Consider the following 12378-nt stretch of genomic DNA (forward strand, 5'->3'; position numbering starts at 1 on the left):
TGGGAGTGTTGTGATGTCGCATTGCGATCTCTTGTGCCGCAATGCGACTACATGCGAGAATGCGCCTAGCGACTGGTGATGTCAAGGAGGTCCGGTGACGGACGAGCACGAGCGACGCGACCATCTGCAGACCTTGGAGCGTGGTCTGGCCGTCATCGCCGCCTATGCCGGGCGCGGCCCGCTGCTGGGTGTAGGTGAGCTCGGCGCGCTCACCGGTCTGTCCAAGCCGATCGTGCGGCGCATCATGTTGACCTTGGAGCGACTGGGCTATGCCCGCTCGAGCGCCGGCCAGTTCGCGCTGACCCCCAAGGTCCTGGCGCTGGGCTACGCGTACCTGTCCTCGGTCCGCCTAACCGACGTGGCGCGCCCGCTGATGGAGGAGCTCACCGACGAGATCGGTGTCGGCACCTCGCTCGCCGCGCTCGACGGGCGCGACGTCGTCTACGTCGACCGGGTCCAGCGAGGTCGGGTGACCAGCATCAACCTGGCCGTCGGGACCCGACTCCCCGCGCACGCCACCTCGATGGGCCACGTGCTCATGGCCTACGCCGCGCCCGCCGACCTCGAGGCGGTGCTCGGGTCGGCCCCACTTCCGGCCCTGACCGAATCGACGCTCACCGACCCGGCCGCGTTGCGCGCCCGACTCACCGTGGTCCGCGACCGCGGGTGGGACGCCGTCGACCAGGAACTCGAAATCGGGCGCCGCTCCGCGGCCGCGCCGGTCTTCGACAGCGACGGGCGCGCGATCGCCGCCCTGTCGTTGTCCTGCGGCACCCTGGAGTGCTCCATGGACCGCCTGATCGGCGAGTACCTCCCGCCCCTGCGGGCCGCTGCAAGCGCGATCAGCGAAGCCCTTGGCGGTGGTCTGCGCGCCGGCTGACGGGGACCACCACGTCGAGACACCCCCGAATCCAGCGCCGACCAGCGACGAACGGAACCCGATGACCAAGCCTCACGCCAAGGCGAGCCCGTCGCTGGAGGATCTGCCCGACTATGCGGCGCTGCGCGCCCGCGCCGACGCACCAGCGGGATCCAGCTGGGGACTGTTCGGGGCCGACGACCAACTCGGCACCCTCAACTTCCTGGCGCTCAACGACCTGAAATCCGCCGCCAAGGAGGTGCGCGAGGGCGCAGCGTTCTCCCTCGATCTGCCCTCGACGGCGATCAACCCGCCGCTTGCCCCCACCCGCGAGCCGATCGAGCACCACATCTTCCAACGCACGCCCTATCACCGTGACGAGTGGCTGGACAGCTTCTACACCCAGTACGGCTCACAACTCGACGGGCTGCGGCACATCGGACACCCCGAGCACGGCTTCTACAACGGCGCCGACCCACACCGCTTCGTGCCCGGCGACGAACTGCTCAGCATCCACCACCTCGCTGCCCTCCCGATGGCCGGCCGCGCGGTCCTGCTCGACGTCGACCGCCACCTGCGCACCCAAGGCCGCGCCCTCAATCACCACTCCAGCCAGGCGGTAACCGCCCAAGAACTCGAAGACACCCGCACCGCTCAAGCCACCGCTCTGCGGCCCGGCGACATCGTGCTCATCCGCTTCGGCTGGTTGCACTGGTACCTCACCGAAGCCAGCCCCGCCGTACGAGAAGACCTGCGCACCCAACAGGTCCACCCCGGCCTCGCTCAGTCTCACGACATCATGGCCTGGCTCTGGGACCACCGCGTCAGCCTCGTCGCCGCGGACAACTTCGCCCTCGAATGCTGGCCCGCCGCTTCCGACAGCCCCTTCTACACCCAAGCCGAGCGAGAGGCAGGGGCTCACGATCCGCACTCCGGAGTCATGCACCGCGCGCTCATCGGCCTGCTCGGAATGCCCATCGGAGAACTATGGAACCTCGACGCGCTCGCGGCCGCCTGCGCCGCCGACAAGCGGTGGACGTTCCTCCTGACGATGGCCCCGCTCAACCTCGTCGGCGGCGTCGGCTCCCCAGCCAACGCCATCGCGCTGCGCTAAGCCCAGGGTCAAATTCCCTAGCGGACCCGCCGCTAATTGGATCGCTGATGGGGCCAGGCAACAACAAGCTCCCCAATCGATGCGCGCCAAAGACAGGCCTCCGCTCGGCCACGCCGCGCCAGACCACAACCAGCTCAGAGACGCTCCGTAACAGCGGGTATCCGCGCCGGGCACTCGCCACACTCCTCATCCTCGCCGCGCTACTGATGCTCCCGTTCGCGCCTCCGGACACTTGAGGGGGCTCAGGCGCGCCGGCCGGGGGCCGGGCCGCATCGGGCGATGAGGATCCCGACGACGCAGAGCAGCGTGAGCGCGCCGCTGACCAGGAACACGTCGCTGTAGGCCTGGGCGAGGCTGTGGTTCTGCAGTTGCTGCCATAGCGGCAGCAGCCCGTCTGGTCCCTGCTCGCGCATGTGCTGGATCCGGGGGTCGCCGGCGACCCGGTCCGGGCTGAGCAGCGCGGCCCGGTCGGCGAAGATCTGCTGCCGGCGGGCGTTGACCAACGCGGTGAGCAGGGCCACGCCGATCCCGGAGGCGATCCGCTGGAAGACCAGCCGGATCGCCAGCGCGTCGGGCACCACGGCCGGGGCCAGCGTGGCGACGCTGGCGCCGAGGATGCTCGTGGCGACCAGACCCAGGCCGAACGCCCGCACGCTCAACCACAGCGCAAGCTCCGGGCGCGGCAGGTCGACATTGATCCGGACCAGCATCAGGGTGCCGCCGCCGAGCAGGACGGTGCCGAGGACGGCGGGCAGCCGGGTACCGCGGCGGACGAACAGCCGCACCGCCAGCGGCGTGGCCACCATCCAGGCCAGCGCCTGCGGCACCATGACCAGCCCGGCGTTGGTCGGGGTCAGCCCCTGGACCTGGGTGAGGAAGCTGGGGACCAGCGCCAGCACCAGGAACAACCCGGTGAACATGACGTCTATCAGCAGCGCGGCCATCACGAAGGAGGCGTTGCGGAAGATCCGCAGGTTCAGCAGCGGGTGGGCGACCCGCAGCTCGACGTAGACGAACAGCGCCAGCGCGTCCAGCCCGACGGTGAGCAGGATCAGCACCGGGTAGCTGGTCCAGCCCCAGTCCTGGCCCTTGGACACCGCGATCAGCAGGCTGGCCAGCCCGACGCCCGAGAGCAGCAGGCCCGCCAGGTCCGGTCGCTCCCCGGGGCGCCCGGGTGTGGCCGGCAGCAGCCGCGCGCCGGCGACCATCACGACGAGGGCGACCGGGACGACCCCGAAGAAGATCATCCGCCAGGTCACGTATTGACCGAGGAAGCCGCCGACCAGCGGGGCGAACCCGACGCCGGAGACCACCAACGATCACGTAGGCGCTGAGCACGGCGGCCATCCGATCCAGCGGCACCACCGCGTAGAAGATCAGCATGCAGACGACGGGGGTGACCGCGCCCGGCACAGCCTGCAGCACGCGTGCCGCAACCAGGACGTCCAGGTTGCCGGCCACGCCGCACAGGGCCGAGGTCAGCGCGTAGAGCAGCATCGAGGCGAGGAAGACCCGGCGGGTACCGAAGCGGCGGCACAGCCAGGCGGCGGCCGGGATGACCAAGCCCTGGCTCGCCCGGTACGCCGTGGTCACCCACTGGATGTCCACCTGCGAGCCGCCGAGCTCCTTGGTGATCTCGGAGTAGTCGCTGCCGGCGATCGCGGCGTTGTAGATGGACAGGAACATCCCCAGGGCCGCCACGAGCGCCGTGCCCAGCACGAGACCACGCCGAGGGCCCGGGCGGGCGCCCGCCGACGGTGGGTCGGGCGCGGGGGTCGGAATGGTGGCGCGGGCCGCCAGCGTGGAGGCCTTCATGGTCGCTCCAGCTGCTATTGCTCCTCGGCCGGCGCCGCATCATCGACCAGTGCCAGGGCGGCACTCGCGCAAGCGACATCACTCTCCAGGGTGGGGGCTCCGCTCACCCCGATAGCCCCCACAACCTCCCCGTCCACCTTGATGGGAAAACCCCCACCCCACGCCGCCACACGTGCAAGCGCGGGGATACCGGCCAAAAGCGACGGATCGCCTTGGATAAAGTCGAAGAACTCCTGCGTGGAAACTCCGAATAGAGCTGTATACGCCTTATTGTGCGCCATCTCAATGGAAAGGATCGGGGCGCCATCCATTCGACTAAAGGCCTTCAGATTGCCGCCGTCGTCGAGAATAGTCACGTTCTCGTTAACGCCAAGTTCTCTGGCTTTCGCCACGGCTTCATCCACCATTCTCTGTGCCAGTTCAGAAGAAATGCTGTATTTCTTCACCAAGTCAGCCATTGGCTTCCTCCTCCGCGAGACAACTGCGCGATGATTGAATGGGTGCAATCAAGAACTTCTCCGGACAACCCGCTCCCAACGCCCCTGGTGCTCGGTGGGGCGCCACGTCCTCGGGAACCTGCTATGCGAAAATGGTACGGGGCCTCGGTAAGCGAGCATCATCGATGGAGATATCGAGCTTCTCATTGTAGAAAGCGATCGTTCCAGCGATAGGGCCGACCTCGCGCAGCGGGTAATCGTAGGCCCAGGCGATGTCCGCATACACAGCCTCGCCGACTTTGGCACTCCAGTACCCCGATGTGACCCCCTTATACGGGCAGACACTCTCGGTTTTGCTCGGCTCCAAGTAAGAAAAATTGATATCGGTGCGGTCGATGTAGTAGCGGGTGGGCAGGCCTGTTTCGAACAGCATCAGTGAGCTTCGCGTATCGGCCAACAGGACGCCGTCAAGCTCGACCTTGACATGGCGATGAGAGCGCAGCGTGTCAACACGCACGTATGGGTTGCGCGGATGAAGGATAATAGGTTCATCTTCTTCGAACCAATCGAGCGCGTCCCATTCGAACCGCATGTAATTCGTGACCGGCCCCGTACCGTAAAGACGGACTGCGGACTTTGATGTGCGTTTCGACGACGCCAACGAGTAAAGGCGCGAGGAACCAAGCTGCAACTTCTGGACGTGATCCTCGTCCTCCAAAAACTTCATGCGAACGTCGGACACTGGAATGTAATACTGCGGGTAGTATTGGATCTCCCAGACGTAGCGGGCTCCGATCGTGTCGAACACGAGTTCCCCATCGAAATAACCCCGCACCCGGCGAGGGGCGGGTTCGATCAGACCTCGATCCCCTACCAGTTGTGGGTAGTCCCGATCGAAGTGCAGTGCGTCCGAAGACATTGGTCCTCCTGAATGTCTGGGTCTCCTGAGCGCAGCGCGAGTGCACTGGACTGTTCCCGATTTCATTGACACTGGTTTAGGCTGCCAGTTCGGTAAGTTTTCTGAACCCTAGCTCGTATTCGATGGGTGTCAAGTAGGCGAGTGTGGAGTGTCGCCTGCGGCGGTTGTAGTAGCTTTCGATCCAGAGGAATGTCTGTTGTTGTACTTCGGTCGCACCGCTCCATGGCCGGGTGTGGATGAGTTCTTTCTTGTAGGTTGCGAAGAATGATTCGGCGACCGCGTTGTCGAAACAAGTAGCGCGCCGACCCATTGAGCGCTGTACGCCGTTCTCGGTGCAGAAGTTAGCGAATTCTCGGGACGTATATTGACAGCCTCGGTCGCTGTGGAATATGACCCCGGCCAGGGGTTTACGGGTGACCAGTGCCGCGGCGAGGGCCTCGACGATGAGGCTGGTGCGCAGGTGATCGGCGACGGCGTAGCCCACCACTTTGCGGGAGTGCAGGTCGATCACAGTCGCGGTGTAGACCCAGCCGTCGACTGTCTGGACGTAGGTAATGTCGCCACACCAGCGGGTGTCGGGTGCGTCGGCAGTGAAGTCCTGGCCGATCAGGTCTGGGGCGTCGATAGGGCGTAGACCTGCGACGGTGGTCTTCTTCCAGGCTCGGGGGTGGCGTCCTTGCAGGCCGGCGGCACGCATCAGGCGCCAGACCCGCTTGGGAGCGGTCCGCACGCCGCGCACGACCAGCTCAGCCCAGACCCGGCGCACCCCGGGGTGGCCGTGCAGGTCTTGGTGGATCTCGCGGATGGTCTCGGTGAGCTCGGCGTCGGTGCGTTCGCGCTGGCACGGCCCTGAGGTCAGCCATCGGTAGTAGCCCTGCCGGATCACTCCGAGCTGGTCGCACATGAACGTAACCGAAAACTGCTCATCGGTTGCCCAGTCCGCGATCGCCGCGTATTTCACGGCTGTTCCTTCGCGAACCAGGTGGCAACTTTTTTTGCGAAGTCCCGCTCCATCTTCACAATGGCGATCTCTTTACGTAGCCGTATCAGTTCGGCACGTTCAGACTCGGACAAGTCCTTGTCAGGAGTGCGACCGGACTCTCTTGCTGACTTCACCCATTTACCCAACGTCATCTCGTGGACGCCGATACTTTTCGCTACCTCAGCGATAGTGCGGCCGGAATTGAGCACGAGGCTAACGGCCTGGTCCTTGTACTCCTGGGTGAAGTGTCGGCGTGTCGCCACGCGAGTACCTCCGCTGCGATCAGCGGCAGTCTACGACCGGCTGTCTACAAGATCGGGAACGGTCCACACTGTACTCGGAAGGGGTCGCAAGGGTGCCCCGAGCCGGGCGGAGATCGCGCCATAAAAGGCAGTGCACAGACCGCCTTCGCCGTCACCTTCGCCGACCGATTCCCAGCAGCCGAAACCTACTAACCAAAGCTGCCGGAATCACCGTTAGCGAGACAGTCCCGCGGTCTTGTCCTAACGGTCGAGGAAGAGCTTGGTGTGGGTCACGAACAGGTCGGGGTACTGGAAGTGGACCCCGTGGTTGGCGTCCGGGTAGATGATCAGCTCGGCGTTCGGCAGGAACTGCTGAAGGATGTACGAGTTGATAGTCGCGATGATGATGTCGTCGGTGCCGTTGACCACCAGGACCGGGACCTTGATGTTCTTCAGGATCGCGTAGGCGGGGTCCTTCGTGGTGCCGTAGGTGTGGATCGCGGCGCCCTGGCCGGCGAAGACCTGCTCGCCGAACGGGGAGGCGTCGCGGTCCTTGCGGGCCACGATCCGCTCCACGTACTCGCGGCCCAGCTTCTGGCTGGTCTCGGTCGGGGCGAACAGGACCGGGAGCCACATGTCCTCCTGCCGGGGCAGCGTGACGCCGAACAGCGCGGCGGTCTCCGCCGGCATCTCGCCGATGCCAACGCCGCCACGCGGCCCGGTGCCCACCAGGACCAGCTTCCGGACCAGGTCCGGCCGCTGGATGGCGACCTGCTGGGCGACCAGGCCGCCCATCGAGTGGCCGACCAGGTCCGCGCTGGTCACTCCCAGGGCGTCCATGAAGGCCCCGGCGTCGGTGGCCATCTGTTCGATGGTGTCCGGGACCAGGCCGCTGGTGGAGGCGACTCCCGTGTTGTTGAACAGGATGACCTCGCGGTCGGTGGCGAAGCCGTCGCTGATCGCCGGGTCGTGGTCGTCGAGGTTGCCGATGAAGTGCTGGAAGAACACGATCGGGTACCGGCTGGCATCCGGGTTACCGAAGCGCCGGTAGGCGAAACGGATGCCGCTGGCCTCGACGAACTGGGTGGGGGCGGTGTCGTGGGTGTGGTCGGCCATTGTGGCTCTTCTCCTTGAATCAGCGTCTTGACTTGGGGTGGTGCGCAAGCGCCGGTCAGACGGCGGTCCGGCCACCGTCGGCGGCAACGGTGGCGCCGGTGACGTAGGCCGACGCCGGCGACGCCAGGAACGTGATCACCTGGGCGATTTCGTCGGCCTGCGCCGCGCGACCGAGCAGCGTGGTGGCCCCGAGGGCCTCGATGCGTGCCGGATCGGCGGCGGTGTACACCGGGCCCGGAGCGACCGCGTTGACCCGCACGCCCCGGGGGCTGAACTCGGCCGCCCAGGAGCGGGTCATGGCCGCGAGCGTCGCCTTCGTACCGCCGTACGCGGCGGCGCCGGAAATGCCGATGGCGGCCACCATGCTGGCCACGTTGACGATGCTGCCGCCGCCGTTGGCCGCCATCCGGGGTGCCAGCGCCGCGACCAGGAAGTACGCGGCCCGCACGTTGCTGTCGAACAGCGCGTCGTAGGTGGCGACGTCGAGGTCCGCGGTGGGGCCGAACCAGGAGATCCCGGCGTTGTTGACCAGCACGTCGACCTCGCCGGCCTCGTCGGCGAGCCGGCGGATCTCGGTCGGGTCGGACAGGTCAGCCGCGACGAAGCGCGCCTTTCCCAGCGCCCCCGCGATCTCGGCGACGACCTGCTCACCCCGCTCCGGATCGCGGCCGTGCACGATGACCTCGGCGCCTTCGCGGGCCAGCTGGATGGCAGTGGCGCGCCCGATGCCAGAGGTGGCGCCGGTGACGAGGGCGATCCGGCCGCGCAAGCTCTGCTGAGTGCTGGTCATGGGGTGCTCCTTACCGAGTTCGCTGGCGGTGTCGAGGTAGTGGGAGCGTCGCGCCGCGCCGGCCCCTCGGGCACCGCATGAACGTGTGATTCCTCGGGTGGGACTGTCGGGCGAACGTGCCAGGCTCTCGGGTATGGCGGGGATGGCGATGTCAACCCAAACTGGCTCCACCGTGACGGAGGTGAGTGGCCCCACCTGAGTCTGGGCCAGGGGTTGGGGGCTTGGCGGCCCTTGGGTTATCCCCAGAAGATGCAGGTTGGGTCGCGGTCGATCTCAGTGAGGAGGTCTTCGACTTGTTGTGAGGGAGGGAGTAGGTCGTAGCTGTGAAAGCGGAGATTGCGGTCACGCCAGTACAAGGTCCACGACTTGTCTGCGACGGTGTAGCGCAGTCGGGCGAGCGGGAAGCTGGTCCATTCCGGCCCGACGTCCTCGCGCCAGGGGGCGCGTCCGCTCGACGATCGTGAGGTGTCATGGGGCGAGCTCGCACTCGACGTGCTCGCGTCCCAGTTCGAGCGGCAAAACGATCGGGATAGGTAGACCTATCTGTCAAGAAACTCGATCGGGCGAACCTAGCGAGATCGCGAACTGGTAGGAGACATCCATCGTGTTGCTCCTTGCCGCAGGAGAATTCGTCAGCGGCGCCATCAGATGGCTTCGGCGCGGTCTTCGGGGAAGGTGTCGCCGAACATCGGCAGCCCGCTCACCGAGGCCTCGCGAGATACCTCGTCTTCGATGACGTCCCAGTGCTCGACGAGCTCGCCGTCGCGCACCCGCACGGTGTCCACCACGATCCACGGCGCCGGCTGGCCGTGCCCGGAGAAACGGCCCCGCAGCAGGACCATGTCGCCCTCGGCCATGATCAGCTCGGTTTCGTGGCGCAACGTGTCCGGCAGGGCCTTGACCAGGCTGAACAGGCCGTCTCGACCCGGTGGGATGTGCGCACTGTGCTGAATGTAGTGCGGCGACCAATATGTCTCGGCGCGCGCGTAGTCGCGTCGGTTGAACAGCGTGTCGAACGCTTCGAGGACAAGCTGTTTGTTCTGTTCGGGCGTGGCCATCGTGGCTCCGATCAGCGAACTTATTGGGCAAGGTTCGTTTGTTGAATCTGGTGAACATACGTTGGCGTTCGGAGCTTTTTCGTTGACCATGGCGAGTCCGGCGATTGCGGAGACCGTGCGGTCGAATCCGTCGAGGCTGTCGCGGTAGCGACTTGTCAACGTTATCCAGTTTTAGATGCGCGTTGGCCTGCTCAACGCCTACGCGGAGGAGGCGAGCGCGATGTTGTAGTTGCGATCAGCCTCGGTGCGTTCGCGCCCGGGCTATTTTTTGTTCGGTTCGTCATGTCGCTACCCTGGTAGCCAGGGTCGCCGAGCGCGCTTCCCGCTGCGTCTGCGAGACCGTCGGATACGTGGGAGAATTATATCGGCTTCTTTTGGACGCCGAGCACGAATTGACGGCGTGCTTCTCCGATCTCGTGGGGATGTCAGGTAGTCGCTGGACCGTCATGTGTGGCGTTTACGGCTTCGAGGAGCAGGATCGGGATTTCCCGTCCTGCTTTAGCGCGGTAGTCCGGGAAGTATGGCCACCGCGATTCGGCCAGTTTCCAGGCTTGCGCTTTTTCTTGCCCGAACACCTCGCGGGCGCACAGGGAGTGCACCTGGGCCCCGTCTTGTAGGCGCACTTCAGGGTGGGCGATCAGGTTGTGATACCAGGCGGGGTGGCTCGGCGCGCCACCGTTGGAAGCCACGGCGAGGTAGATGCCGTCATGCTCGATCCGCATGACCGGCGTTTTACGGACTTTGCCGCTGGTGGCGCCGGTCATGGTGAGGATGACGACGGGGCGCCCTTCGAGCGTGCCACCTTCTTCTCCGCCGGAGGCTTCGTAGAGCGCCACCTGCTCTCGCACCGGCTCGCTGGAGCTGGGAACGTACGGCTCAGCCACTAGATCCTGGTCTCGGCGTTGCATCGTGCTGGGTCCTCCCCTGGTGGAGTTTGTCGTGCGGTGTCACCGACCGGGCTTAGCCGGCAACAAGATCGAACTCGTTGCCCTCGGGGTCGAGAAAGGTGGTCCAGCGCGCGCCGCCCTGCTCGACGTCGTTCACTCGGGTGGCGCCCAGAGACAGCAGCCGGTCGGTTTCGGCGGCGAATTCGCTGCTGATCATGTCCAGGTGCAGCCGATTTTTGACCGTCTTGACCTCGGGGACCTGGTGGAACGCCAGTCGTGGGCCCTGTGTCGAGTCGGTCGCGTCGATGGCGGCGAACTCGGCGGTTGGTCGGGGGTTCACCTCTCGACCGAGGACATCGGCCCAAAACTGGGCCAGTTTGGCGGCGTCCGCGCAGTCGATGCTCAGGCCGATCACGGAGTTGCTCATGGTGGAGTCCTTCCAGGGGTGCGTGGCCGGTCGGGAGTCGGCTCTAGACCTGGGCCATGCCGCCGTCGACGGCGAGGTCGATGCCGGCCACGAAGCTGCTCTCGTCGGAGGCCAAGAAGTAGGCGGCGGCCGCCACTTCCTCGGGCTGTCCCATTCGGGCGAGCGGAATGACCGAGGCGAAGGCGGCCCGGATGGCGTCGGCGCCTTCCTTCGTGTCCGCCTGGCCATCCATGATCGGCGTGTCGATCGGCCCCGGGCTCAGGGTGTTGATTCGGATGCCGCGATCCTTGAACTCCTGGGTCCAGGTGCGGGCGTAGGAGCGCAATGCCGCCTTGGTCGCGCTGTAGGTGGTGTAGCCGTTGATGCCCTTGTAGCCGGCGATCGAGCTGACCAGGACGATCGACCCTCCATCCCGCATCAGCGGTAGCGCCTTCTGCGCGGTGAACAACACCGCCCGGGCGTTCAGGTCGAAGGTCTTGTCGAAGTTGCCCTCGGTGATCTTCCCGAACTCTTCCGGCTCGACCCGACCGGAATTGGCGACCAGGACATCCAGCTTCCCCTTCTCCTGCACGACCGTCTCGAAGAGGCGGTCGAGGTCGGCGGTACTGGTGGCGTCACCCGGCACGGTCGTCACACTTCCGCCAAGCAGGGCCTTAGCCTTGTCCAGCTCTGATTGCCGTCGGCCGGTGATGAAGACGTAGGCGCCCTCCTTGACAAACCGCTGCGCGATGGCCAGGCCGATACCGCTGCTCCCGCCGGTAACGACGGCAACCTTTCCGTCCAATCCAGACATGTCCAATACCTTCCGATTGCTGAGTTAGATCGCGGTGCGGCCGCCGTCGACCGCGACGATCGCGCCGGTGACGTAGCTGGCACGTGGCGAGGCGAGAAAAGAGATGACCTCGGCGACTTCATCGGGGTCGGCGGCGCGATCGAGCGCGGTGGTGGCCCCGAGGCTGTCGAAGAGCTCCCTGGCCTGGGGGCGGGTGTAGACCGGGCCGGGGGCGACCGCATTCACCCGGACGCCGCGCGGGCTGTATTCGGCGGTCCACCCCTGGGTTAGTGAGGCCAGCGCGGCCTTGCTGGCCCCGTAAGCCGCACCGTTGGGCAAGCCGACCCGCCCGGCCATACTGCTGACGTTGATGATGCTGCCCTCACCGCGAGCCGCCATCCCGGGCGCGAAGGCCGCGACGAGCTGAAACGGCGCGCGCACGTTCAGGGCGAGCATGGCATCGAAGTCGGCGTCGTCGAGCTTCTCGGTCGGCGCCCACGCCGAGAAACCCGCGTTGTTGATCAGAACATCGATCTCGCCGGCAACCTCGACCAGGCGCTGCACCTCACGTCTATCCGCGAGGTCAGCGGCGACGAAACGTGCCCGGCCGCTCTTCGCCACGATCTCCGCCACCAAAGCGATACCTCGAGCCTCGTCGCGTCCGTGCGCGATGACTTGGTAGCCGTCCCCGGCCAGCCGCAGCGCAACCGCCCGACCGATGCCCGCCGTCGCTCCGGTCACGAGTGCTTTTCGAGGATGAACGTCGAGGTCAGAACGCTGCTCGGCCATCGTTCTCTCCTCCGGTGAAATCGATACAGACTAGTCTGTCTTGCTCGTCATCTCGACGAGGCTGCATCTGGGATCGTCAAGCGATTCGTGGTGTTCGCTCGCGGCACCGCCCGGTGTGCATGGCATTCGTCCGGCGGTGGGCGAACGCTGCCACCGGCGGTGCGGCGGCGC

At 65.9% G+C, this 12378-nt stretch carries 14 protein-coding genes and 2 pseudogenes; 2 read left to right on the top strand and 14 right to left on the bottom strand.

Going from position 1 to position 12378, the window contains the following annotated elements:
- Positions 1 to 94: 94 nt before the first annotated feature.
- Positions 95 to 880, top strand: a complete 786-nt coding sequence (locus ACTXG6_RS32775; protein ID WP_445183278.1) for an IclR family transcriptional regulator domain-containing protein — start codon at positions 95 to 97, stop codon at positions 878 to 880.
- 61 nt (positions 881 to 941) lie between these two features.
- A complete protein-coding gene (locus ACTXG6_RS32780; RefSeq protein ID WP_445183279.1) occupies positions 942 to 1973 on the top strand; it encodes a cyclase family protein in 1032 nt (343 codons plus the stop codon).
- Positions 1974 to 2215: 242 nt separating this feature from the next.
- Here the strand turns inward: ACTXG6_RS32780 and ACTXG6_RS32785 are convergent, their stop codons facing one another.
- The 14 genes and pseudogenes from ACTXG6_RS32785 to ACTXG6_RS32850 all read right to left on the bottom strand — a co-directional run bounded on the left by ACTXG6_RS32785 (position 2216) and on the right by ACTXG6_RS32850 (position 12207).
- Positions 2216 to 3286: an MFS transporter gene (locus ACTXG6_RS32785; protein WP_445183280.1), complete on the bottom strand. Its 1071-nt coding sequence runs from the start codon at positions 3284 to 3286 to the stop codon at positions 2216 to 2218.
- Between the two features lie 58 nt (positions 3287 to 3344).
- Positions 3345 to 3788: pseudogene (locus ACTXG6_RS32790) on the bottom strand (MFS transporter); the annotation flags it as partial.
- A gap of 14 nt (positions 3789 to 3802) precedes the next feature.
- Positions 3803 to 4246, bottom strand: a complete 444-nt coding sequence (locus tag ACTXG6_RS32795; protein WP_445183281.1) for a GlcG/HbpS family heme-binding protein — start codon at positions 4244 to 4246, stop codon at positions 3803 to 3805.
- A 121-nt stretch (positions 4247 to 4367) separates the two neighbouring features.
- On the bottom strand, positions 4368 to 5144 hold the full coding sequence (locus ACTXG6_RS32800; RefSeq protein WP_445183282.1) for a DUF427 domain-containing protein: 777 nt from the start codon (positions 5142 to 5144) through the stop codon (positions 4368 to 4370).
- Positions 5145 to 5220: 76 nt separating this feature from the next.
- Positions 5221 to 6105 carry an IS3 family transposase gene (locus ACTXG6_RS32805; protein ID WP_445183283.1) on the bottom strand — a complete coding sequence of 295 codons (885 nt, stop codon included), beginning with the start codon at positions 6103 to 6105 and terminating at the stop codon, positions 5221 to 5223.
- Positions 6102 to 6389, bottom strand: a complete 288-nt coding sequence (locus ACTXG6_RS32810; RefSeq protein WP_445183284.1) for a transposase — start codon at positions 6387 to 6389, stop codon at positions 6102 to 6104. The genes ACTXG6_RS32805 and ACTXG6_RS32810 overlap by 4 nt, the downstream gene beginning before the upstream one ends.
- 240 nt (positions 6390 to 6629) lie before the next feature.
- Complete coding sequence (locus tag ACTXG6_RS32815) at positions 6630 to 7484, bottom strand: alpha/beta fold hydrolase (RefSeq protein ID WP_445183285.1); 855 nt, start codon at positions 7482 to 7484, stop codon at positions 6630 to 6632.
- 55 nt (positions 7485 to 7539) lie between these two features.
- Complete coding sequence (locus tag ACTXG6_RS32820) at positions 7540 to 8274, bottom strand: SDR family NAD(P)-dependent oxidoreductase (protein ID WP_445183286.1); 735 nt, start codon at positions 8272 to 8274, stop codon at positions 7540 to 7542.
- Between the two features lie 236 nt (positions 8275 to 8510).
- A pseudogene (locus ACTXG6_RS32825) lies at positions 8511 to 8708 on the bottom strand (DUF3024 domain-containing protein); the annotation flags it as partial.
- 210 nt (positions 8709 to 8918) lie between these two features.
- A complete protein-coding gene (locus ACTXG6_RS32830) occupies positions 8919 to 9491 on the bottom strand; it encodes a nuclear transport factor 2 family protein (RefSeq protein WP_445183287.1) in 573 nt (190 codons plus the stop codon).
- Between the two features lie 266 nt (positions 9492 to 9757).
- Positions 9758 to 10168 carry a nitroreductase family deazaflavin-dependent oxidoreductase gene (locus ACTXG6_RS32835; RefSeq protein ID WP_445183288.1) on the bottom strand — a complete coding sequence of 137 codons (411 nt, stop codon included), beginning with the start codon at positions 10166 to 10168 and terminating at the stop codon, positions 9758 to 9760.
- Positions 10169 to 10292: 124 nt separating this feature from the next.
- Positions 10293 to 10646: a VOC family protein gene (locus ACTXG6_RS32840; RefSeq protein ID WP_445183289.1), complete on the bottom strand. Its 354-nt coding sequence runs from the start codon at positions 10644 to 10646 to the stop codon at positions 10293 to 10295.
- A 43-nt stretch (positions 10647 to 10689) separates the two neighbouring features.
- Complete coding sequence (locus tag ACTXG6_RS32845) at positions 10690 to 11439, bottom strand: SDR family NAD(P)-dependent oxidoreductase (protein ID WP_445183290.1); 750 nt, start codon at positions 11437 to 11439, stop codon at positions 10690 to 10692.
- 24 nt (positions 11440 to 11463) lie between these two features.
- The gene (locus ACTXG6_RS32850) at positions 11464 to 12207 is read right to left on the bottom strand and encodes an SDR family NAD(P)-dependent oxidoreductase (RefSeq protein ID WP_445183291.1); all 744 of its coding nucleotides are present in this window, start codon (positions 12205 to 12207) and stop codon (positions 11464 to 11466) included.
- Positions 12208 to 12378 lie beyond the last annotated feature (171 nt).

The sequence above is a fragment of the Pseudonocardia sp. Cha107L01 genome (genome assembly GCF_052566575.1).